The sequence below is a fragment of the Cuneatibacter caecimuris genome, from assembly GCF_004216775.1.
Classification (GTDB): Bacteria; Bacillota; Clostridia; order Lachnospirales; family Lachnospiraceae; genus Cuneatibacter; species Cuneatibacter caecimuris.
Genome location: NZ_SGXF01000001.1, coordinates 1,063,237 through 1,086,648, shown reverse-complemented (window position 1 = coordinate 1,086,648; position 23,412 = coordinate 1,063,237). Strand labels below are relative to the sequence as shown.

At 49.8% G+C, this 23,412-nt stretch carries 27 protein-coding genes; all 27 read left to right on the top strand.

The features are described from left to right. The first annotated feature begins 121 nt into the window (after nt 1–121). The 27 genes from EV209_RS05205 to EV209_RS05075 all read left to right on the top strand — a co-directional run bounded on the left by EV209_RS05205 (nt 122) and on the right by EV209_RS05075 (nt 23,352). Nucleotides 122–448, top strand: a complete 327-nt coding sequence (locus EV209_RS05205) for a VRR-NUC domain-containing protein (protein WP_130433706.1) — start codon at nt 122–124, stop codon at nt 446–448. Further along, nucleotides 396–1,766: an SNF2-related protein gene (locus tag EV209_RS05200; protein WP_130433704.1), complete on the top strand. Its 1,371-nt coding sequence runs from the start codon at nt 396–398 to the stop codon at nt 1,764–1,766. The genes EV209_RS05205 and EV209_RS05200 overlap by 53 nt, the downstream gene beginning before the upstream one ends. Further along, nucleotides 1,767–2,021, top strand: a complete 255-nt coding sequence (locus tag EV209_RS05195; RefSeq protein ID WP_130433702.1) for a hypothetical protein — start codon at nt 1,767–1,769, stop codon at nt 2,019–2,021. After that, on the top strand, nt 2,018–2,302 hold the full coding sequence (locus EV209_RS05190) for a hypothetical protein (protein WP_130433700.1): 285 nt from the start codon (nt 2,018–2,020) through the stop codon (nt 2,300–2,302). Before EV209_RS05195 ends, EV209_RS05190 begins: the two co-directional genes overlap by 4 nt. After that, nucleotides 2,299–2,943, top strand: a complete 645-nt coding sequence (locus tag EV209_RS05185) for a hypothetical protein (RefSeq protein WP_130433698.1) — start codon at nt 2,299–2,301, stop codon at nt 2,941–2,943. The genes EV209_RS05190 and EV209_RS05185 overlap by 4 nt, the downstream gene beginning before the upstream one ends. Then, nucleotides 2,909–3,331, top strand: a complete 423-nt coding sequence (locus EV209_RS05180; RefSeq protein ID WP_243647496.1) for a sigma factor-like helix-turn-helix DNA-binding protein — start codon at nt 2,909–2,911, stop codon at nt 3,329–3,331. Before EV209_RS05185 ends, EV209_RS05180 begins: the two co-directional genes overlap by 35 nt. 442 nt (nt 3,332–3,773) lie before the next feature. Next, nucleotides 3,774–3,944: a type II toxin-antitoxin system HicA family toxin gene (locus tag EV209_RS05175; RefSeq protein WP_130433696.1), complete on the top strand. Its 171-nt coding sequence runs from the start codon at nt 3,774–3,776 to the stop codon at nt 3,942–3,944. A gap of 56 nt (nt 3,945–4,000) precedes the next feature. Continuing rightward, entirely contained in the window at nt 4,001–4,414 is a 414-nt protein-coding gene (locus EV209_RS05170) for a type II toxin-antitoxin system HicB family antitoxin (protein WP_130433694.1), read from the top strand. Nucleotides 4,415–4,487: 73 nt separating this feature from the next. Next, the gene (locus tag EV209_RS05165) at nt 4,488–4,991 is read left to right on the top strand and encodes a terminase small subunit (RefSeq protein WP_130433692.1); all 504 of its coding nucleotides are present in this window, start codon (nt 4,488–4,490) and stop codon (nt 4,989–4,991) included. Then, entirely contained in the window at nt 4,960–6,249 is a 1,290-nt protein-coding gene (locus EV209_RS05160; RefSeq protein WP_130433690.1) for a PBSX family phage terminase large subunit, read from the top strand. The genes EV209_RS05165 and EV209_RS05160 overlap by 32 nt, the downstream gene beginning before the upstream one ends. A gap of 14 nt (nt 6,250–6,263) precedes the next feature. Beyond that, nucleotides 6,264–7,649, top strand: coding sequence for a phage portal protein (locus EV209_RS05155; RefSeq protein ID WP_243647495.1), 1,386 nt, complete (start codon nt 6,264–6,266; stop codon nt 7,647–7,649). Beyond that, on the top strand, nt 7,642–9,216 hold the full coding sequence (locus EV209_RS16615) for a minor capsid protein (RefSeq protein WP_243647494.1): 1,575 nt from the start codon (nt 7,642–7,644) through the stop codon (nt 9,214–9,216). Before EV209_RS05155 ends, EV209_RS16615 begins: the two co-directional genes overlap by 8 nt. Before the next feature lie 4 nt (nt 9,217–9,220). After that, nucleotides 9,221–9,469 carry a hypothetical protein gene (locus EV209_RS05145; RefSeq protein ID WP_130433688.1) on the top strand — a complete coding sequence of 83 codons (249 nt, stop codon included), beginning with the start codon at nt 9,221–9,223 and terminating at the stop codon, nt 9,467–9,469. Between the two features lie 156 nt (nt 9,470–9,625). Next, nucleotides 9,626–10,318, top strand: a complete 693-nt coding sequence (locus tag EV209_RS05140; protein ID WP_130433686.1) for a DUF4355 domain-containing protein — start codon at nt 9,626–9,628, stop codon at nt 10,316–10,318. A 17-nt stretch (nt 10,319–10,335) separates the two neighbouring features. Next, the gene (locus EV209_RS05135) at nt 10,336–11,373 is read left to right on the top strand and encodes a major capsid protein (RefSeq protein WP_130433684.1); all 1,038 of its coding nucleotides are present in this window, start codon (nt 10,336–10,338) and stop codon (nt 11,371–11,373) included. 14 nt (nt 11,374–11,387) lie between these two features. Beyond that, entirely contained in the window at nt 11,388–11,702 is a 315-nt protein-coding gene (locus EV209_RS05130; RefSeq protein ID WP_130433683.1) for a phage head-tail connector protein, read from the top strand. Further along, entirely contained in the window at nt 11,689–12,057 is a 369-nt protein-coding gene (locus EV209_RS05125; RefSeq protein ID WP_243647493.1) for a hypothetical protein, read from the top strand. The genes EV209_RS05130 and EV209_RS05125 overlap by 14 nt, the downstream gene beginning before the upstream one ends. Continuing rightward, a complete protein-coding gene (locus tag EV209_RS05120; protein ID WP_130433681.1) occupies nt 12,054–12,611 on the top strand; it encodes an HK97-gp10 family putative phage morphogenesis protein in 558 nt (185 codons plus the stop codon). The genes EV209_RS05125 and EV209_RS05120 overlap by 4 nt, the downstream gene beginning before the upstream one ends. Before the next feature lies 1 nt (nt 12,612). After that, complete coding sequence (locus EV209_RS05115) at nt 12,613–12,978, top strand: hypothetical protein (protein WP_130433679.1); 366 nt, start codon at nt 12,613–12,615, stop codon at nt 12,976–12,978. Nucleotides 12,979–12,993: 15 nt separating this feature from the next. Then, nucleotides 12,994–13,416: a phage tail tube protein gene (locus EV209_RS05110; RefSeq protein WP_130433677.1), complete on the top strand. Its 423-nt coding sequence runs from the start codon at nt 12,994–12,996 to the stop codon at nt 13,414–13,416. Between the two features lie 14 nt (nt 13,417–13,430). Continuing rightward, nucleotides 13,431–13,811, top strand: coding sequence for a hypothetical protein (locus EV209_RS05105; RefSeq protein ID WP_130433675.1), 381 nt, complete (start codon nt 13,431–13,433; stop codon nt 13,809–13,811). Between the two features lie 74 nt (nt 13,812–13,885). After that, a complete protein-coding gene (locus EV209_RS05100; protein WP_130433673.1) occupies nt 13,886–14,206 on the top strand; it encodes a hypothetical protein in 321 nt (106 codons plus the stop codon). Nucleotides 14,207–14,214: 8 nt separating this feature from the next. Then, entirely contained in the window at nt 14,215–18,063 is a 3,849-nt protein-coding gene (locus EV209_RS05095) for a phage tail family protein (RefSeq protein WP_456298267.1), read from the top strand. 64 nt (nt 18,064–18,127) lie between these two features. After that, nucleotides 18,128–18,724, top strand: a complete 597-nt coding sequence (locus tag EV209_RS05090) for a zinc-ribbon domain-containing protein (RefSeq protein ID WP_130433669.1) — start codon at nt 18,128–18,130, stop codon at nt 18,722–18,724. Between the two features lie 164 nt (nt 18,725–18,888). Next, entirely contained in the window at nt 18,889–19,248 is a 360-nt protein-coding gene (locus EV209_RS05085; protein ID WP_130433667.1) for a DUF6711 family protein, read from the top strand. 14 nt (nt 19,249–19,262) lie between these two features. Next, nucleotides 19,263–19,661 carry a hypothetical protein gene (locus EV209_RS05080; protein ID WP_130433665.1) on the top strand — a complete coding sequence of 133 codons (399 nt, stop codon included), beginning with the start codon at nt 19,263–19,265 and terminating at the stop codon, nt 19,659–19,661. Nucleotides 19,662–19,677: 16 nt separating this feature from the next. Further along, on the top strand, nt 19,678–23,352 hold the full coding sequence (locus EV209_RS05075; RefSeq protein WP_130433663.1) for a tail fiber domain-containing protein: 3,675 nt from the start codon (nt 19,678–19,680) through the stop codon (nt 23,350–23,352). The last annotated feature ends 60 nt before the right edge of the window (nt 23,353–23,412 follow it).

The following is a 23,412-nucleotide window of genomic DNA, read 5'->3' as shown; positions in this document are numbered from 1 at the left end:
GTGACAATCTACTGCTATAGAGATATAAATTAATAGATATATAGAGAATTACATGTACAAACCCGCATATATGTGCTCATACGCGTGCGAGAAGTCACATTGGCACAACGAAAGGATAGGTATGTTAGAGAAAGACATTGAAGCGTGGCTGAACAAAAAAGTGAAAGACCTGGGAGGCATCTCCTACAAGTTTGTATCACCAAATAATCCAGGTGTGCCTGACCGGATTTATATCTTTCCGGAAGGCCGGATTTACTTTGTGGAGCTGAAAACGGAGATCGGCCGTCTGTCCAATATCCAGAAGTGGCAAAGACAGCGGCTGCGGGATATGGGCTGCCGGTTCCATCTGGTGAAAGGGATGAGCCAGGCGAAGGAATTTATTAAGGAGCTGGAAAGTGAAATACATACCGCACGAGTATCAGAATTATGCCAAACAAAAATTAATTGAACTGCCGGAGGTTGGGCTTCTGTTGGATATGGGGCTTGGAAAAACTGTGACGACGCTGACCGCGATTGATGAGCTGATGTATGACAGGTTCCTGATAAGCCGCGTGCTGGTGATCGCCCCGAAGAGAGTGGCGGAAGACACCTGGACAACAGAAGCCCAGAAATGGGATCATCTAAAGCACCTGCGGATTTCCCGGGTACTGGGAGGCAGAAAGGAACGTCTGGCCGCCCTGGAGGAGGATGCTGATATTTACGTCATCAACAGGGAAAATGTGGTGTGGCTGGTGGATCTGTATCGGAATACATGGCCGTTTGATATGGTGGTAGTGGACGAGCTGTCCAGTTTTAAATCCAACCAGGCAAAGCGGTTTAAGGCATTGAAGCAGGTGAGGCCCCTGGTGGAACGGTTCGTAGGTCTGACCGGCACGCCTTCTCCAAACGGCCTGCTGGATCTGTGGCCGCAGATGTACCTGATCGACAGGGGCAAGAGGCTGGGGAAGACCATTACAGGATACCGGGAGCGGTATTTTAACCCCGGAAAAAGCAATGGCTATGTCGTGTACTCCTACGAGTTGAAGCCGGGAGCTGAAGAGGCGATCCAGAAACTGATTGCGGATATCTGCATCAGTATGAAAGCAGAGGATTACCTGCAGATGCCGGAACTGGTGGTGAACGATATCCCCGTAAAGCTATCGGCCCAGGAGCTGGGGAAATACCGGGAACTGGAGCGAGAAAAGCTGATGGAGATAGATGGAGATCAGGTCACAGCCCTGAATGCAGCTACGGTATACAACAAGCTGCTGCAGATGGCCAACGGCAGCGTATACAGCGATGACGGGACTGTGGTGGAGATCCACAAGAGGAAACTGGAGGCCCTGGAAGAGATCTTGGATACAGCAAACGGGCAGCCGGTCCTGGTATTCTATAATTTCCGCCATGATTATGACAGCTTGGTGAAAGCGTTTAGACACTACAAACCCCGGACGCTGAAAGGACAGGAAGATATCCGGGAGTGGAATGCAGGCCGGATTCCCCTTCTTCTGGCCCAGCCCGCCAGCATGGGCCACGGTCTCAATCTGCAGGCAGGCGGGCATATCATTGTCTGGTACGGGCTTAACTGGAGCCTGGAGCTGTATCAGCAGGCGAATGCCAGGCTGTACCGGCAAGGGCAGAAACAGGGAGTGATTATTCATCGGCTTGTAGCAGCAGGAACCGTGGATGAAGAGGTGATCCGAAGATTGGAGAATAAGGATGTTACACAAGAGAGCCTGATGGAGGCGCTAAAAGCAAGGATTAAGAAAATTAGGGAAGGAAAATAGATGATAGTAACCTTTGAATACCGGATTAGTTGGATATGCTGTGGAACTATGACTGTGGATTTAGATAAGTTTTTCCCGAATAGAGTTGGGGAGACCCGAAAGCTGTTTCGGCTGATGGTGCCGAACTTGGACAGCCAGAAGATACGGGAGGTTGAAGCGTGGCTGTCCGAAAAGGAGGTTGAAGCACGGTTGTTCGGAAAAAATGCCAAGAGGTATAAAAAATATTTGGAAATATTCAGGGAGGTACAGAAATGAGAGACAAGAAAAATAAGGCCTTCCGAGTGGTCCGGATGCTGATCGCGAAAGAAGTCGACCGGAATGACATGGAAACCCACTGCAGTCAGCACGCAATGGAGTGGGGCAGGAGACCGGGGTATGCCGGCACGCCGCTGGCACCGGTGGGATACAGAGGCAGATATGAGGAGGAAAAAAAACGTGAAGGGTGGGAGCGGAGCATCGGGGCCAACCGGGAGTACGGATATGCGCTTGGGCGCGGCATGATTATTAGCATGCCACCAGAGGAGGAACAGCTATGACCGATAAACAAAGGAAACTGTTGCAGAGATATTTAGATGACGGTCATATTAAAGTGTTGTCAAGCCGTGGCCCATATACCGTGTCTGATTTTATCAACCTGATTATACAAACAACAGACAAGTCAAGCCGGTATCTGAATCACATACCGGTGCTGGAGAGGCAATACACGGCAGAGGAGTATAAGCGGATAAGTGATATGCTGCACAGGAATAGAGAGAAATTTGGTGCTTTAGAAGGGGAATATCTCGGCACAACAAATGAAGTTAGTTATATCTATAACGGCCCGACATGGTACACGGCATGTATGACATGGAGCAAAGGCTCTGGAAATACGGTAAGCCGCATTCCGTTCAGGGTGACGGAAGAAGGGAAGTGTCCGCTGGGTGTTTATGATATCTTAGTTGATATGGGGATATTTTCAATCGGGTCACTGCTTGACTACTGCAGACAGTCAATGCAGGAGTTGTCAGACGAAAAGCATGCGCCAATAAAACCAGAAAAATGCAATATGGCTACAATGTGTCCGGAGTGCGGGACGAACTGGAAGAGGTGCTATGCTTACTGTCCAGGATGTGGTCGGAAAATAGACTGGGGAGGTGAAACCAATGGAAATGACCAGAGAACGCCTGAAACAATATAAGTCATTGCTCAAGGAAATAGAGAGCCTTGACAGGGACATTGACAAGCTGCGGGACAGAACACTGAATATCCCTACCGTGTTTGGGAAAGTGACTGCATCCAGCCACGATTTTCCGTACATACCAACGCGCCTTACTGTGCAGATGGATGATCCGCGAGAGGCTGATATGATTACCCGCAGGATTAGAATCAAGGAAAAGCGGAAAAGTGAGGCAGAACGGCTGGCGTGGGAAATAGAGCAGTTTATTGCCAGTATTCCGGACAGTACGGATAGGCAGATACTGGACATGGTATTCCTGAAAGGGAAAACCCAGCAAGAAACCGGAGATTCCGTTGGATACAGTAAAGGAAGAATCTCACAGCGAATTACCGATATACTGAAAGATTAAACCAATTAAACAAAAAACCTGCTATAATCTAAACTAGGAGCACCAGACGAAAGGGATAGCGCTGGTGCACACCCCTCCTTTTCGCAATATACGGTCGCCGGGTGTAACAGCCCGGTGGCTGATTGTCCCTGGTATCCGGGGTAAGTCGGCGGCATAATACACTCTAAGCTGCAGCCGTAGGGCAGTAGCACATGCGCCGCGACCCTCCCCGCAGCGGCGCAATAACGGGGTATCCCACCAATGGCAGGTGGACAGGGTAGCGCCCTGGGTTCCGGTTCAATTCCGGATGCCGCCGATTCCCGCAAGGGACAGGTCTTTTTTCATTTTCCCCCCTTTTTATCCACCTGGCTTCGGCTGGGTGGATTTTTATACACATAAAATACACATTTCTGTTGACAAGTGTGTTTTAAATGTGTATAATAGTAGTTAGAAAGGAGATATTATGAAGCAGAGAGACCTGATAAAAAAGCTTGAGGCAGTAGGATTCGTTTTTGAAAGACATGGCGGAAATCATGATGTGTACAGAAGAGAAAACGAGATAGAGAATATTCCGCGACATAAAGAAATTGACGAAAGATTGGCAAGGGCGATTTTACGTAAGTGGGGGATATAAACCTCCACTTACGTAAAATATTATATATCAGGTGGAGCAGATGAAAAGGAGGAAAAATGAAAGCAGTATATCCAGCAATATTTACGCAAACAAACGATGTAGTCTTAGTGGAGGTTCCAGATTTGGGAATTCTTACTGAGGGAAAAGATATGCAGAATGCGATTGAAATGGCAAGGGATGCCATAGGGCTGACTGGGATTTCAATGCAGGATAAAGGGGAGGCAATACCAGAACCCACAAATTTTCGAAAAATAAATATTTTAGAGGGAACCTTTTCAGGGGATGGAGAAAGTTATTTGTCGCTGGTAGATATTGATTTTGATGCATATCGCAGAAAAATTGATGTAAGATCAGTGAGGAGGAATGTGACCTTGCCTAATTGGCTGAATGCCGAGGCGGATGCAGCACACATTAATGTATCAAAGGTTTTGCAGGAAGCGCTAATGGCAAAACTTGGTGTGTGCAGATAAAGCGAAAGTTACGACGATTAAAGAGACAGTGGATGCTGTCTCTTTTTGATTGCAGAAAGTGAGGTGAGCCTAAATGGAATTAGCCGAAAAACAGAAAGTCTTTGCGGATGAATACCTGATCGACCTGAATGCCACGAGGGCTTACAAGGTAGCTTATCCGAGAGTCAAGAAAGATGAGGTGGCCGCTGTAAACGGCAGTAAGTTGCTAAGAAATACTAAGGTTGCGGCTTATATCGCCGAACGCATGCAGGAGCGCCAGAAACGTACTGAGGTCACACAGGACAGAGTTGTAAGGGAACTGGCTGCGATCGCTTTTGCACGGGCAACGGATTATGCGGAAGTCATTGGCGGGGCAGTGCACATCAAGGACACCAGCGAATTGGATGATGAGCAGGTTCGGGCAATCGCCGGGATTAAAGAGGGCGCAAATGGCATTGAAATTAAACTAAACGACAAAGAAAAGGCCCTGGAGCTGCTGGGGAGGCATTTGGGGATGTGGAATGATAAGCTGGATGTAAAAGGAGTAGAAGGCGTGGTGATAGTCGATGATATCCCCAAAACAGACAACACAGGTTAGGCTTACAGATTTAATTGCTCCATCCTTTTATGACCTGCATCATGATATATCAGGACACAGGCACACGCATTATAAGCTTGCAGGTGGCCGCGGTTCTACAAAGTCATCCTTCATCAGTATTGAAATCATTCTGGGAATGATGCAGGACCCGAATGCAAATGCAATCGCAATGCGTAAGGTTGGACGGTTTCTTGAAGAATCCGTGTTTGAACAGTTGCGGTGGGCAATAGACGTGCTGGGCGTTTCAGACAAATGGAAGATAAGGCTTTCGCCGCTGGGACTTACATACATTCCATTTGGTAATAAAATTATATTCCGTGGAGCAGATGATCCGAAGAAAATAAAATCGGTAAAACTGTCCACAGGATATTTTAAATATATCTGGTTTGAAGAACGGGCAGAGTTTGACGGGCCAGAGGAAGAGCGTACAATACTCCAATCACTCATGAGAGGCGGATCGGAGTTTTTTGTTTTCTACAGCTGGAATCCTCCAAAATCCATGAACAGTTGGGTGAACCAGGATGTATTGGATGAGAGGGAAGATACAGTTGTCAGCCATACTGATTACCGTACAGTCCCCCGTGATTGGTTGGGAGAGCAGTTCTTCATTGAAGCGGAGCACCTGAAAGAAATAAAGCCAAAAGCCTATGAACATGAATATTTGGGAGTCGCAACAGGCACAGGCGGGGCGGTATTTGAAAACGTCACTGTCAGAACAATTTCAGATGAAGAAATCGCAATGTTTGACCGGATCAAACAGGGTCTTGATTTTGGCTACGGTGCTGACCCGCTGGCTTATATTAAGATGCACTATAACAGTAAGCAAAAGCGCTTATATTTGTTTGGTGAGATATATGCAGTGAAGCTAGGAAATACAAAAGCTGCGCGGGAAATCAGAAAGTTTAACCCACTCAATAAGGTCATTACGGCAGACTCCGAAGAACCGCGTGCAATCGCTGCCCTGAATGAATTGGGTCTGAGAATCGTCGGAGCAAAGAAAGGCCCTGGTTCAGTGGACTATGGAATGGAGTTCCTTTCTGATGAGTTGGAGGAAATTATCATTGATCCGAAGCGTTGCCCAAATGCTACGAGGGAATTTATGGGTTATGAGCTTGAAAGGGACAAGGACGGTAATTTCAAGGGCAGCTATCCGGATAAAAATAATCATACTATCGATGCAGTGCGCTATGGGATGGAAGATGACATGACCAGACGGAGGGCGTCGATCAAGGACAAGAAAAAATACGGTTTCGGCTAAGGGAGGTGAGAGTCATGTACAAGTTTATGATGCCGGCAGAGAGCTGGGATGAATTAAGTCCGAATAAACGGGCGATCAGAAATCTGATCTGCAAGCACCGGATTATAGCGATGCGTCTTGCGAACAACAAGAAATATTACGAGGGCGCCCACAAGATATTGGATGAAGAGAACAGAAAGAATAAGCTGGTATGCAATCATGCGAAAGACATCGCGGATACGGCATCCAGTTATTTTATTGGCAATCCAGTCAGCTACAAAGGCCCTGAAGATATCAAAATCCTGACCGATGCGCTGGAGCAGGCAGGGGCTGACGAAACTGACGGAGACAATGGGCTGGATCTGTCCATCTATGGCCTGGCGTTCGAGTACTGCTATGTTAAGCAGAATGAGACAGAACTGACGGTCAAAAACCTCTCTGCGGAAAACACGTTCATGGTCTATGATGACAGCATTGAGGAAAATGAGCTGTTTGCGGTATATTACAGCGTTAGGAAAGATGATGCGCGAAACACCAAGGTTACATTTGCCGCAACCGTGCTGACTGCGAATTATCGGTATGTCCTTAATATACAGGACATTGATGGACCGCAGGCACTGCTGGAGGAACCAGAAGCCCATTACATGGGTGAGGTCCCGATCATTGCGTACCAGAACAATAAATTAGGGATCGGAGACTATGAGCTTCAGATCCCCCTGATTGATGCCTATAACGCCCTGATGTCTGATCGGATCACAGACAAGGAACAGTTCATTGACGCGATACTGGCCCTGTATGGATTCATGCTGGGGGACGATGATGGGAAAGATTCTGATGGGAGAACCGCAGCGCAGCGCCTGAAAGAGGACCGGATCATGGATGGTCTCCCGGAGGATGCGCGGGCAGAATATATCACCCGTACTTTCGATGAATCCGGTGTGGAAATCCTGCGGAAAGCGATTGAGCAGGATATTCATAAGTTTTCCCACATCCCCTGTATGTCTGATGAGAACTTCGGGGGCAATGTCAGCGGCGTGGCAATGGAGTTTAAGCTGCTGGGGATGGAGAACATCACCAAAATTAAGACCAGGTACTATAAAAAGGGGTTGCGAAAACGGCTCCGCATTTTTGCTTACTTCCTTTCCATGAAAGGGATTGTTGTGGATGTAGCCGGTATTACTCCGACATTTACGCGGGCGCTACCGAAAAACCTGTTGGAAATCAGCCAGATCATCGCGAACCTGTGGGGAAAGGTCAGCAGGAAAACGCTGCTGTCTCAGATCCCGTTTGTGGACGATGTGGACGCAGAGCTGGAGGCGGTGGAAAAGGAAACAGAAGAAGCTGTGAAACAGCAGCAGGCAATGTTCGGGCTGGGCAGCAATCCTCCGCCTGATGATGAGGATGATGATGTAGATGAGTGATTACTGGACCCGCCGAAAAGCACGAGAAATGCACCAGTACATGGAGCAGGCGGAAAGCGTATCAGATCAAATCGCGAAGCTCTACCAAAAGGCGTCTGGTTACGTCAGAAATCAGGCGGATCAGATCTTTGGCCGGTTCAGGCAGAAGCATCACCTGTCAAAATCTGAGGCCTACAGGCTCCTAAATACGCTGCAGGATAAAACATCACTGGACGAACTAAAAGAAGCTCTGAAGGCCTCTGGTGATGATACAGAGCATGCTATGCTTCTGGCGGAGTTGGAGAGCCCGGCGTACCGGGCCAGGTTGGAACGGCTGAAGCAGCTGCAGAACCAGATGGATCTGTTGATGCGGGATGTGTACCACAAAGAAAAGGCATTTTCCACCAGCCATTATGTAGACCTGGCAAACGAGGCATATTACAGGTCGATCTTTTTCGTTCAGCAGCAAACCAGTCTGGGATTTAGTTTTAATTTGGTGGATCGGGATCTGATTGACAAGGCATTGCAAAAACGCTGGTACGGGGCCAACTACTCAGAGCGCATCTGGCACAATACCCAGTCGCTGGCGCGCAGCCTGAAGGAAGAACTGCTGATTAATCTGGTCACCGGCCGGACCGACCAGGAGGCTGCAGATATCATAGCGAATAAGTTTGCCTCCGGCGCCAGTAATGCGCGCCGGTTGGTCCGGACGGAAAGCTGTGAGCTGGCGAATCAGATGGAGATGCAGTCTTATGAGGAGTGTGGGATTGAGACCTATATTTTCGTGGCAACCCTGGATCTTCGCACATCCCCCGCCTGCAGGGAGAGAGATGGGAAACGCTATTCGGTAGCAGAGCAGCAGCCTGGCGTGAACAGTCCCCCCATGCATCCCTGGTGCAGGTCTACGACTGTCTGCGACATATCCAACAAGGAGCTGGCCAGAATGAAACGGGCTGCCCGCGATCCAGTGACTGGCAAGGTAGAGATGGTTCCGGCGAATATGACTTACGAACAGTGGCACAAAAAATATGTGCAGGGCAGGCCAGAGGCAGAACTGAAAGAGAAGATGCTGAAAAACCGCGGGGAGGACCGCCGCGAATACGAAGTTTACAGGGGGATTTACGGGAAGGAAATGCCGGATACTTTTGACAAATTCCAGGATTTGAAGTATAATGATAGTAGGAAATGGGATGAGTTGAAGTCCGGGAAGCAAGACCGCATCAACCAGATGGAATTCCAGGATATGCAGGGCCTTGTCGGAAAACTGGGAGACCGGGAAGTGAGGATCTGGTATAAAACCCATGATGAAAAAATCCCGGAATTAATTGATGCCAGCCTTCCGCTGGAGGAACAAGCGAAACAGGCCTGTCAGTTGAGAAATGAAAACAGGACCAATGCGCGGGACCTTATGCGTGATCAGAAAAAGAGAAGGGAACTGGACAAGACAGATCCCAATAAAACTTTTGAACAGCTGATTGATCATAAGATGGAAGATAAGGGACTGTCTTATGATGATGCGGTAGAAGATATTTTAAAAACAGCTACAAAAACCAGAGAATCTGTCAATAAAATGCTTGGATTGGAGTGAGGATATGTTCCGATATGCTGTGTGTAATCAGAGTGATGAGGCAATATTTGAGAAACAATGTAAAGCACTGGAAAAAGCAGTTCCGGGGCTTGTAAAAAAAGAGCTATTACATGACGTAGATGATTCTAAGACACAGATTTACATGCTGAATCAGAACAGGGTATATGTGCATAACAGCATTTACCTTGATGAGGTGTATGTGGAATCGGACGTTGATCTATTGCAATTTTTCCCCAAAACCACCAGTCAGTGATCAGTGATGGCCGGTGGTATTTTGTTGCGGTATCGCAACGGAAACTTATTAGAAGCAAGCACGCAGGCATGCCCTGGGTGTTATTTTTATGGCCCGAAACGGCCTAAAACTATGCAACGGCCTGGACGTGGATGGGCTGGGGCTGAAAGGAGAACCATGAAATATAGGACAAAGCGATTTTTCGGAAACTGCAGAATCCCAATGGATCTGCAGTTTTTTGCAGAAGGCGGAGACGATGGCGGGGCTGGCGGCAACGGCGGCGGATCCGGCGAGGGCGAAGGAAACGGTACTGGAAATGAGGGTGGCGAAAACCAGCCTCCATCATTTGACGAGCTCCTGAAAAACGGGCATCAGGCAGAGTTTGACCGGCGCGTCCAGAAAGCGATAAATACGGCGCTTGCGAACGCCCAGGAAAAATGGCAGGCTCTGACGGACGATAAACTGTCCGAGGCTGAGAAGCTTGCGAAGATGACGAAAGAAGAAAAATCCCAGTATCTGGCGCAGAAACATGAAAAGGAGCTGGCAGACCGCGAAGCAGCGCTTACCCGCAGGGAACTGATGGCGGAAGCGAAGAATACGCTGGCGGAAAAGAAGCTGCCTGTAAGTCTCGCAGAGGTGTTAAATTACACAGATGCGGATTCCTGCAGCAAATCTATCGCAGCGGTTGAAAAAGCCTTCCAGGAGGCCGTACAGGCAGCCGTGGAAGAAAAGCTCAAAGGCGGAAAGCCCCCGAAGAAAGCACAGGATGCAGGGGTTACGAAAGAAGAATACGCCAAAATGGGCTATTCGGAGCGGCTGAAACTGAAAACAGAAAACCCGGAGCTGTATAAGCAGCTGTCCGGCGTATAAGAAAGGAGAAAATAACAATGGCAGGAACAATTTTTGGGATTCCTTTTGACGAGGAATTATTCATGCAGATGTGGGCGGAGGCTCCGGACCCGTATCTGACCGCGATGATCGAATCCGGCGCCGTGGTGCAGGATTCACTGATTGCTGAAAAAATCGCAGGGAACGGAAATATCTATACAATTCCCTTCTACAACATCTTAGACGGCGAAGATCAGAACTATGATGGTCAGACGGATATTACCGTAACTGAGGTTGGTGGCGGTTCCCAGACCGGCGTTGTATACGGGCGTGCAAAAGGATTCTTCGCCCGGAATTTTACAGCTGAATTATCCGGCGCAGACCCTATGGGACATATTGTCGCAACTATTGCTAAGTACTGGCAGAAGCGCCGCCAGAAGCGCCTGATCGGTATTGCTGATGCAGTATTTTGCGTAACAGGGGCAAGCGGCAACGCAAAGACATGGGGAGAAACGCACAGCCTGGACCTGGGATCTGCTACCGCGCAGGCAAGAGAAATCCGGGAGACGGATCTGAACGACCTGGCAACGCTGGCCTGTGGAGATCACAAGGATCAGTTCCGCCTGGCGATCATGCACTCCAATGTAGCCAAGACCCTGGAGAACAAGCAGCTGTTGGAGTACTGGAAGTACACTGACGCCAATGGCATCCAGCGTCCCATGAACATTGCAAGCGCCAACGGATATACCGTAATTGTGGATGATGGAGTACCCTGCGTGGCCACTGGTGGAAGCGGAGACAATAAGGACCTGAAGAAGTATACAACCTATCTCTTCGGAAACGGTGTGATCCGCACAGCCAAGGGGCGCGTGGATGTTCCAGTGGAAACCAATCGCGACCCGAAGAAGAACGGCGGCCAGGATGAACTGATTACCAGAATGCGTGAAACTCTGCATCCAAACGGATTCAGCTTCAAGATTCCCACATCCGGATGGACAGAATCCCCTACGGATGCGCAGCTGTTCGCAAAAGCCAACTGGGATATCAAGTTCGACCCCAAGGCGATCCCGATGGCCCGCCTGATCACGAACGGATAAGGAAGTGGTCTCAGATGACTGAGCTTGAGAAGCTGAAAAAAATCACTGGAGAAAAGGACGAAGCGCTGCTGCAGATCCTCATGGAAGATGCGGAGCAATTCGTCCTTTCCTATACGGGGAGAACGATTCTGGTGGGCGGCCTGACAAAGGCCGTCCGGGACCTGGCAGTGATCGCCCTGAACCGGTTGGGAACCGAAGGGGAATCCGGGCGCAGCGAGGCCGGGGAATCATACAGCTTTTCTGAAGTCCCCCGGCAGGTCTATGATGAGCTGAACCGGTACCGCCTGGCAAGAGTTGGAGGAACCCGATTTGAGAATGAGAAAAAATAGAGTTCAGAAATTCTCCCTGCGAAACCGGATAACGGAGAAGGACCGGGAAGGTATCACCGTAGAAAAGTGGGGCCCTGATGCGGAGATACCCGGGGAACTGTGGCCGGCCGGTGGAAAAGTGCAGGCCGAAGTATACGGCCAGCGCCTGGCCTATATCCTCAACGGAAAGATCCAGGGAGATTATACGATTGCCGTGGATGAAAAGGGGGGCATATCGTATCAATTCAATGGCTTTTCCGTCCGGGAGGGAGACGGCATCTGCTTTCATGTGCCGGCGCAAAGCGATCCGGATTATAAGATAATCTCTATTAAGCCTTACCGCCCGCTGTACATGGAACTGGAGAAAAGGCTATGAGCGCGGAGATAGACCGGCTGGACAGCCTGATGCGGAAATTTGGTCAGCTGGCTGAAGTGAACGCGAAGGAAAATATGCCCCGTGCAGTGCAAAATGCCATGAAGATTATTCAGGGAGAGGCCAAACTGCGTTGCCGGGTAGATACCGGGGAATTGCGCAACAGCATCAGGACCTCAGTCGAGGTGACAGACGAAGGCTGCCGGGGCGTGTGTTATACAAACAAGGCATATGCCCCGTATGTAGAATTCGGGACCGGTCCGCGTGGTGCTGCAAAGCACAGCGGGATTTCCCCGGCAGTGACACCGGCATACTCGCAGCAGGGCTGGTACATTCCGGAAGATAAGATTGACGCTGCGACTGCGGAGAAGTACCATTTCCGGGAGTATACTTACCATATGGACGGGTATTTGGGATATGAAAAGAAGTTCTATTACACGGAGGGGCAAGCCGCCTCTCCGTTTCTGTATCCGGCGCTGAAGGACAATGAAACGCGCGTGACCAGAAACATCAGGAACCATCTGGCGCGGCAGATCAAGAAACAAGTGGGAGATTGAAATGATTAATGTAAAAGACCAGGTATACAGCGCAATCAAAGGGATCTGCGAGCAGGTGACTGACTTATACCCGGGAAACTGGGCGCAGCTCCCGGCAATACAATACACTGAAGAAGAGAACCGCGTCCAGGAATGGACAGACGGTGAGGAGCAGAAGGCATATCTGCGGTACCGGATTGACGTGTGGAACAGCGGCAGTACATCAGTAGCCACTCTCGCGGTGGACCAGGCAATATCGGCACTGGGGCTGATGCGAACCTCCTGCTCAGACGTGCCGGATCCCAGTGGCCTGCGGCATAAGCAGATCCGCTATGAAGGCGTGATCGATGTGCACACGGAGCAGGTCTACAACAACGATATCTATTAAGGAAGGAGACTAACCATGTTAGCAAATGGAGCAAAATTGGGATATAAGAAGTCCGGAGGAAGCACCTATACGGACCTGAAGGGCCTGAAGGAAATCCCCGAGATGGGAGTGGATCCGGAAAGGGTGGAAAACACCACCCTGACTGATAAGGTAAAGCAGTACGAAAACGGAATCGGTGACGCCGGGGAGCTGCAGTACAAATTTAAGTACGATAACCGGGAAGCTGACAGCCCTTACAGGGTGATGCGCGCTGCGCAGGATACCGGTGAGACACTGAGCTTTCAGGAAACTCTGTCTGACGGAACTATGACTACCTATGATGCCCAGGTGTCCGTGAAACGTACAGGCGGCGGCGTAAATGGTGTAATTGAGTTTACGCTGACAATGGCTCTGCAGAGTGGTCTGACAGTGACAGATCCTGTAGTATCCGGATCTTAAGGAGGAGAAAAGAGATGGAAGTTATGGAAGGAAAGAAACCCTATGCTGAGTGGGAAGTTGGTGGGGAAATATACAAACTGAAACTGACTACTGCAGCAGTAACGGCTTTGGAAGCACAGTACAATGGAAATCTGATCCAGATGATGGATAGCGGGATTCCTTCGCTGGGGAATATGCTGAACGTGGTCCACAGGGCTGCCAGGGCCTATAAGCCCAGCTTGAAGCTGAATGATATTTATAATCTTTTTGACCAATATGTGGAGGAAGGCGGCTCACAGGTGGAATTCATGACCAACGTATTCATCCCTGTATTCCAGGTATCCGGTTTTTTCTCCCGCAATCAGACAGAGGCGATGGGAGAGAAAATCGACGGTCTGAAAGAAAAACTCCTGTAAAACCGAAAGACCTTGTCTCCGAACTGTACGGCGCGGCTCTGAGAGCAGGGCTGCTGCCGGACCAGTTCTGGGACATGAGCATCGGAGAGGTGAAAGATTATCTGGATGCCTGGACGGCCAGCCAGCGGCGCCAGTTCCGGGAACAGATCATGATACAGAATTACGCCGTTGTGGATCTGTCACAGCGGATCGGGGCAATGTTCGCGGAAAAAGGCCAGAAGCAGGAGATCCTGCATTTGTGGGATTTCTTCCCGGATCTTTTCGATGCTGAACGAAAACAGTTTGAGGACGGCCAAAAAGATGAAGAACTGGAACGGTTCAAGGCGGACCGTGCACGCTTCGTCCAGAGGCACAACGAACGATGGAAAAATCAGGAGAAAGGAGGGGAAACTTGAGCAATGCAATGACATTAGAAACCCTGCAGGTCGTTCTGGATGCCTATACCCGGCCATACCGGGAAGAAATGGCGAAGGTCAAGCAGGAAACCCAGAAGGTCACTGACCAGATCAAGCAGCAGACACAGAAAGTCACGAAAGAGACGCAGGAAACAGCCAGACAGGTGTCCGTACAGACACGGAAGATGGAAAACTCCTGGAAGTCTGTGAAGCGGGTGATCGGATCTGTGGTGAGCGTGGCTGCAATCGTCAGCTTCACAAAATCCTGCCTGGAACTGGGCAGCGATCTCGCAGAAGTACAGAACGTGGTGGATGTTGCCTTTGGGAGCATGTCCGGCGCTGTGAATGCTTTTGCCGCTGATGCCATCGAGCAGTTTGGAATGTCCGAACTGGCGGCCAAGAAATATATGGGTACCTATGGCGCGATGGCAAAGTCGATGGGCCTTAACGCGCAGGAAGTGTATGATATGTCGGCTGCCATAACGGGACTGACGGGGGATGTATCATCGTTCTATAATATCGCGCAAGACGAAGCATATACAAAATTGAAGAGCATCTTCACGGGCGAAACTGAAAGCTTGAAAGAGATTGGCGTCATAATGACCCAGACAGCACTGGATCAGTACGCACTGAATAATGGCTTCGGCGAGACCACAGCCAAAATGACAGAGCAGGAAAAAGTCATGCTGAGGTATCAGTATGTCATGAGCTCGCTGTCAGATGCTTCTGGGGATTTTTTAAGAACCCAGGATTCGTGGGCAAACCAGACCAGAATCCTCTCACTGCGATTCCAGCAGCTGCGGGCTACTATGGGTCAGGGGCTTATCAATGCCTTCCTGCCGGTCATTAAGATCATCAATACGGTTCTTGCCCGCCTGCAGGTATTTGCGCAGTATTTCAGCGCCATCATGGGGCAGCTGTTCGGTGCTAAGAGCAGTGGAGGCGGCGGTTCCGGGATTGCAGATATCTCTGTGGCGACCGCAGGAATTGCCGACAATATGTCAGGAGCGGAAAGCGCTTCTGGCGGGATGGCGAAGAACGCCAAAGACACAGCGAAGGCAGCGAAGGAAATCAAGAATGAACTGCTGGCCTTTGATGAAATGAACCGCCTAAGCGATAATTCCGCCTCGGACGGCGGTGCAGATGGCGGCGGAGGTTCCGGCGGCGGGATTGGCGATCTGGGGGATCTGGATGTAGGCTCTGGCCTGCTGGCAGATATGAACCAGCAGCTGGATGAATACAGCGAGAAGGCAGCAAAGTATGCGGAGATGATCCGAAAGGCCTTCCAGGACCTGAAGGACGCATGCAAGCCTACCACAGACGCACTAAAGCGCCTCTGGGACGAAGGACTGTCCAAGCTGGGCAATTTTACCTGGACGGCAATCAAAGACTTCTGGGAGGCATTTTTGAAGCCCCTGGGCGCATGGACACTGGGAGAAGGCCTGCCGGAGTTTCTGGATATCACCAATGATCTCCTGAACGAAATCAACTGGAAGAAGCTAAATGAATCCCTGAAGAACTTTTGGGGGCAGCTGGAGAAACTGGCAAAATTCGCGTTTAAAAACCTGTTGAGCTTCTATCGGGATTTCTTGAAACCCGTAGGCGTATGGGTAATGAATGATGCCCTGCCTGCACTGGTGGATGTGATCTCGAACCTCCTGAGCGCTATTGACTGGGACAGGCTGAACAGCGCGATCAGCGAGTTTTGGGAGGCACTGTCACGGTTTACCATTGGAATCGGCCGGGGTATCGTGAAATTTTTTGAGGACATCGGAAAGGTATTGTCACCGCTTATCGCGGATCTTGTCAATGCGTTTTCAGCGGCTATGGAAGGGCTGGCAGATATCATAAACAGCATTCCCACGGAAGTCCTTGAGGCAATAGGAGAGGGGATTGGCGTGCTGCTGGGAGCATTCCTGGCGTATAAGGCTGCAACAGGCATAGCGTCTATTGTGAGTGGAATCGGGAGTGCTTTTGGGGGGCTTATTTCGGGGTTAGCCGCTCATCCATATATAGCCATTGCAGGGGGGATAACGGGTTTAGCCACGGCATTAGGGAGCCTGGCATCAGACGGATTCTTTTCTGATGATGAAACCAGAGCAATGTGCGGCCGTGTGGATACACTGATTGAAAAATCAGAAGAAGGCAGGAGACAAACGCAGGAATTCCTGGATACACTTGAAGGAAAATATTCTAATATAGAATCCAGCTATGGGGCATTAGAGGACATTGCTGATCGTTACTTCGATCTTTCTGAAAAGATTGAAAGGACTAATGAAGAACAGACTGAACTCGATTCCTTGCGCCAGACGCTGGAAAGGGAACTTCCGGGATTTGGTGACATAATTAAGGACCAGACGAAGGATTATGAAGATCAGAAGGAAGAAATCCAGAGGCTGATTGAAAAGACCAAAGACTACTATATGGCTCAGGCAGCCCAGGAATCTTTGGTTGATATTTATACAAAGGTATTCGAGAGCCAGAGGAAAATAAGTGAAGCGCAAGAGGAAAGAAATAACCTAGAAGATAAGTATAAAGAGCAATTAGACTTCTATAAAGATTGGGTGCCATTTGGTGAAACAGTGGCAAGCTGGCTGGACCCTACAATTAAGCGCTATGACGATCTGAACCAGTATATAGCCCAGCAGCAGAGTGAGCAGGAAGAACTGCAGGCTCAGCTGGAAAATGCCTACGGAATCATTGATGAGTATAACGGCAAGGTTGGCGAGACCAGTGATTGCATATCTTCTGTAGTTGACGCGACACGGGATCTGGACTTCTCAGGAGTTGCAACGAAATCCGCTCAGGCCATAGACGAAGCGCATGGAATATGGGTGGATGGAAAGCAAGTAATGTCCACGGATGCGCTTGAGCTCTATAATGCCATTATGACCGGGGAACTAAGCAAGCTTCCGGACGGAACATATAAGACAGCTGAAGGCGCAATCGTAGCAATGGGAACGGCCTTTGAGGATGGGAAACCCGAGTTTCTGAGCACTGTGGAGTCCTTGCAGAATGAATCCATTGGTACTCTGAAGAGTTTTTACGACCAGTACAAGAAATCTGGAATATTCATTGTCGAGGGAGCAATCGAAGGCATAAACGATAAATCCTCTGCTTTCGGGGGCACGATGAGAAACCTGTTCGATCTGGCATATGAGCAATTCAAGCTGGAAGCCGCGATCCACTCTCCGTCAAGGAAAATGTATGAAAGCGGCAGCAATATCGGACAGGGAGCTATAGACGGTGTCAACAGCCGGAAAGGCAATCTGCTTACTCTGATGGGAGACCTTCCCAATGAGATGCAACGCGCGTTGGGCGACCTGAAGTATATGTTCTCCAGCAGCGGTATCAAGATTGCAGAGGGCCTTGGAAAAGGTTTTGATGATGCCTGGAACCAGGGAGTAAACCTGACGTTTGCGACGATCCCGAGACGTATTGCAGATGCGATTGGCAGCTTGTATCATATCGGAGTAAATGCTGCGCAGACACTTGCAGATGGATTCAGGGCAGTACATATCCCGGCCCCGCATTATCGTGTAAGCACGGCTTACCAGTGGGCTGCAGGCCAGCGTCTGGCGTTGCCGGATGTTAATGTGAGCTGGTATGCTCGCGGTGGTATCATCGACAGTCCTACTCTCGCCATGATGGGTGAGGCCGGGAGAGAGGCGGTGGTGCCTCTGGAACGGACAGAATGGATTGATACGCTGGCAGACCGGATCTCCGAAAGGACAGGTGGAAACGGAGAAGCGCCGATAATCAATGTCTATGTGGGTGGAAAGAAGGTGACGGATGTTGTAGTGGAGGAAATCAATAAGAGGACGATCCAAAACGGGAAAAGTCCTTTATACATCTAAGTAATTTACAAACCCCTCCCGGCGTGGTATAATATGGTAAAATACCGGGAGGGGGAATTTTAAAATGGCATTATTTAAGTGTCCAGAATGTGGAAAGGAAATATCAGATAGGGCATCGACATGTCCGAATTGTGGCTGCCCTATAGAAACAGAGGAAAAGAGAACTAAAATCGAAATAGAAGAAAAGGCAGAGCAAAATCTGGTCCCCTGCACTAAATGCGGATGTTGGAATGAGGCAGGGACCACATACTGCGAAAAATGCGGAAACATATATACATACAGGGAATATCAGAAATTAGATGAGATGCTGGGGAGAAATACTAACAGTAATAAAGTAAAAGATAAAACTGATTCTTTGAGAACGTTAAAATTGGTTACTGGCATAATTGGGATCGTGGCTTCTCTTGGTCTGGCCTGGATCGTAGGAGTGGCATACTTTATCGCTGGCGAAGGTGTAGCGCGGGAACTGGTGGGGACTGCATTGATGTTTGCGGCGTCCTTAATCTGCCTGGTGAACTTTAACAACAAAAATCACTCCGCATATCAATTAGCCGGGATAATGTATGTAGTCTCAATGTTTTTAGGAATAATTTTCAGTACTGTATTTGTAGTACTGGATATAGTGATACTTGTAAAAATGGCAAAAAACAAATCGGTTTGATAAAAATACATCAAACTATTTTGCTTTTGAGGCATCGCATTAAATATAAAAGGTTATCCTTCGCGAGAATGGATAGGGTATACAGGAAGTAAATTACAAAGCAAGACAGAACGTCCTTCAGCAGAGGGGCGTTCTTCTTATTATAAAGAAAGAAGGTGATGCTTATGCTATGGATCGGCGGAGTGCTGATGCCGGAGCCTAAGGTTGGTGGGCTGACGGTTACAAAAAACAAGATCTGGTCAAAGAATGCCGGGAGAGCAGCTGATGGAAACATGGTAGGTGATATTGTAGGGATCAAGTATAAACTGGATATCCAGTGGTCCTATTGTAAACCGGCAGACGTACAAAAGATTGATGCAGCAGTAAGCGGCGCTGCCTTTTTCTCGGTCAGGTTTGTTGACCCCGGAACCGGACAGGAGGTAACCAGAAATTTTTACGCGGGCGATCCTAAATACCCTGTACACACCTACGCAATGGGCGGAGGGCGCTATAAGGGCGTGTCGGTCAGCCTGATCGAACAATAATGGAGGATTTCATAATGAAAATGAAGAACATTGAAGTTATCAACACCCTGCAGACGCTGGCGGCCCTGGCTGAAAAACGCCTGCCGGTGAAGGTGAGCTATGCTGTAGCCAGGAATATTTCTGAGCTGCAGAAGATCAGCGCCGACATTGAAAAGGAACGCCAGAAGCTGATCCAGGAGTACGCTGTCCTGGGAGACGATGGGAAGCCCAGGACAAAAAAGAACGAAGATGGACAGGATGCTTACGAGCTCCGGGACGAAGCGGCCTACAAAGAGGAATATGTACAGCTCCTGGAGGCGGAAAACGATTTTGAGCCGCATTACATATCAGAGGCAGAGTTGGAAAGCCAGTCAGACAGGTATGATGTGCTGACCGTGGCGGAGATGATGTCCCTGGCGTTCATGATCCAGTAAGATTGGAGGTGCGGGAATGTACAACGGAAGTACAGAACTTAATACAGCGATTGCCGGGCAGTCCCGTACATTTTCGGCCCGGATCACTGCCGGGGAAACGGTGATCACGTCCGGGATTAAGTCAATTAAGTGGATGGGCGGCGGGAACGCTGGCGGCACGTTGACCATTGGCAGCACAGTGGCTGCCCGGGTAGAAGTGGAGATGGCGGCACCGGGCGTCTTGTTGGAAAATAAGGAAATCTCCGTTGAGGTCGGGGTACGGATGGAATCCGGCGTGGAATACATCCCGATGGGCAGGTTCACAGTGGAAAAGCCGGAAAAGTCTGCAGGGAATATCCGGTTCTCGGCCCATGACCGGATGATTTCGAAGGGGGAGCTGGCGTATTTCTCAGGCCTGATATATCCTTCAGACAGTCTGAAAGTCCTGGAGGAAATTTGCGGGAAGATGGGAATTACTTTGGCGACCGCGGGTCTGAAAGCAATCGCCATCCCAGCCAAACCAGAAGGGTATACCTGCCGGGAGGTGCTGGGGTATATCGCAGGGATGAATGGCAAGTTTGCCGTAATCAACCGGACCGGCCAACTGGAGCTGCGCTGGTATGAGGCTGCGGGGACAGTGGATTTTGACCGGGCAGATGAGCCGGAAGTGGCGGAGTATGATTTCACGGTGGGGAAGATCACCTGCGCTGTGGACAAGGAAACCACGCTGACTGCCGGGAGCGGACCAACTGGAATCCAGTGCAGCAATCCTCTCATGACCCAGACGGTGCTTGATACAGCCTACAAGGGCTTGGACGGATTCTCTTACCGCCCAGGAACAGTGTCCCTGCGCCTGGGAGATCCCAGGATAGACCCCTGGGATATGCTGCAGGTGACCCGGGACGGGGAAGCCTATCTGCTCCCCTGCATGGCGCTGACGCATGATTTTGACGGCGGCATTATTACGGAGGTCACAGCGGCCGGCGAAAGCCAGACAGAGGCAGAATACAACTACCAGGGGCCGACAGCACAGCGTCTGGACCGGGTGTACACGGAACTGTTGATGGTCCGGGACCTGGTGGCGGATAGCGTGACAGTGGAATATCTGAAAGCCAACTACGCCACTATACAGGACCTGACGGCAGTGAGCGCCAAAGTGGGGAATCTGGAAGCGGACGTAGCGAAAATCGGGGAATTGACCGCAAACATGGTCACCACAGAATATCTGGAAGCCAATTACGCACAGATCGACCTGGCCAACATTAAGGAAGGCTGTATCACCACGGCCATGATCGGTACCGGCGTGATCGGAACGACCCAGATCGCAGATGGCTCTATTACTGACGCTAAGATCGTGGGCCTGACTGCCAACAAGATCACTGCCGGCACGCTGGACGCAGCTGAGATCGATGTGGTCAACCTAAACTGCGCCAACCTGACGGTAGGAACGATCAACGGCCAGCAGATTGCCCCGGGAGCTGTTGATATGGATAAACTGGGGCAGGATGCAGCCGGCGCGATAACAGGGGCAGCCAGCGATGCGGCGCAGGCCTTGGAGGACGCCGCCGCAGCCTTTCAGGCAGCGCAGAATGCGACAACAGCAGCAGGAGCCGCGCAGGCGAGTGCTGACGGGAAGAATACAGTCTACTATCAAGAGGGTCTTCCGCCGCCCTATGGGCACAAAATTAATGACGTGTGTTTTGATACGAGTGAGGACAACTGTATCTTTTATTGGGCGGGAGAATCGTGGACGCAGGTGCAGTTTGGTACAAACGCGATTGCCAATGCGTCCATTACGAACGCCCTGATCGCTGACGCGACCATCCAGTCAGCAAAAATAGCGTTTCTGGACGCTGCAAAGATTACTACCGGTACACTCAGCGCGGGCCGGATCGCCGCCAACAGCATCACCGCAGACAAGATTGCCGTGGGAGATTTTACGAACTACGCAACGATAAGCGAAGCAATCCCGGAATCCGAAATTATAAATAACCACCCTTTTGGAAGTAGAGGATCAATCATCAAGGCAGGATATGTCGTCAAGCAGATGCCCGGCTATACGTATCTCCCCTTGACACAATACCGGACAAACGCATTCGAAGATGGCGATGAGCTCTATTTTTCGCTATCTATAAGAGGGGATACATCAGGATCTTTTCGATTTTGCGTGCGTTTTTATGGGGATGGTTCTGCGGACGATAAAACTTACAAGACATATTTTGCGGTATCCGGCCTGAGCTATACGGGAACGGAGCAGACTTGCACCGGGTCGATTAAACTTGGGACGTGCAGATCATACAGCTATTATGTAATAGTCCTGGAAGATGCCAACTCAGCCCTTGGACAGATATACGTGCGCAATATACAGGTGCGCAAAAAGAGCCAGGGTGCGTTGATTGTGGATGGCGCGATCACTGCGGTAAAGATTGCCGCGAATGCGATCACTGCGGACAAAATCTCGTCCAATGCCATCACGGCGGTTAAGATTGCTGCCAATACCATTACCGGCGATAAGATCGCAGCCAGTACCATTACCGCAAAAAACCTTGCAGCCGACTGCATCACGTCTGATAAGATCGTGGCGGATGCCATCACCACCGGGAAGATCGCGGCCAGGGCGGTGACCGCGAACGAAATCGCAGCCAATGCTATTTCTGCAGAAAAGATAGCCGCGGGGGCGATCAGCACAGATAAGCTGGCGGCCGGCGCAGTGACGGCTGGAAAGATCAACGTGACCTCCCTGCAAGCTATTTCAGCAAATATCGGTGGTTTTCAAATCGGTGGGTCTTATATTGCTAAAGGGACAACCTCTCTCGCAGGGGCAGCTAACAGCGTATACCTTGGGACTAATGGCATCAGCTGCGGAACGGCATTCAAAGTAACCTCCGCAGGAGCGCTGACCTGTACAGACGGGAGCTTTACGGGGACGGTTAAGAGCAGCAATGCAACGATTACCGGCGGGACTATTAATATTACAACTGTTTCAGAGACTATTAGTGTAATTATGATAAATTATGGTAATTATAGCAATCAAATGTCACCATACAGATCAGTATATAAATATGGAAATGCAGCGACCTTAGTACAAGCAAACGCTATATATTTATACAAAGTATTTAATTCAAATGGCTCAGGTACTCCATCAGTTTATTTAACTAATGAAGGCACAGTATGCGCGGGGCTATTTGAAACAACTATTGGCGGGATGGTAAAAAGTAGAATAATTAAAAGCCCCAGTAACACTCCCTCTGAGGCCGTGCAGGTCCACACCAATTACGCCCTCTACGTCAAAAACTACGCTGGTACAGACCCCCAGGAAATCATAGCCGGAAAGTATACCACCGCATCTTCGGAGCGGTTTAAGGACAATATTTCTCCCTACCTGGAAAATGCGTTGGACCTGATCCGCAGATCCCCAGTCTATTCCTACAACCGTAAAATCGACCTGGAAAAAGGAATCAGTAAAAAAGAAATCGGTTTTGTAATCGAGCGGGGCGCGCCAGACTGTATTGTCAATGAAACCAGGGATGCGGTGAATATGTACAGCATCAGCGGAATCCTGTGGAAAGGGATGCAGGAGATTGACAGCCGAATGGCCATGTCGGAATCGCGGGAGATACAACTGGAACAGCGCGTGGAATACCTCCAGCAGCAGCTCACAAAAGCCTATACGCTGATGGCGGTGCATGGGATTAAAGAAGATGTACAGTAAGATGAAACAGATGGATAGCGGCAGGGCAGACAGCCTTGCCGCTTCTGGTTACGGCGTGGG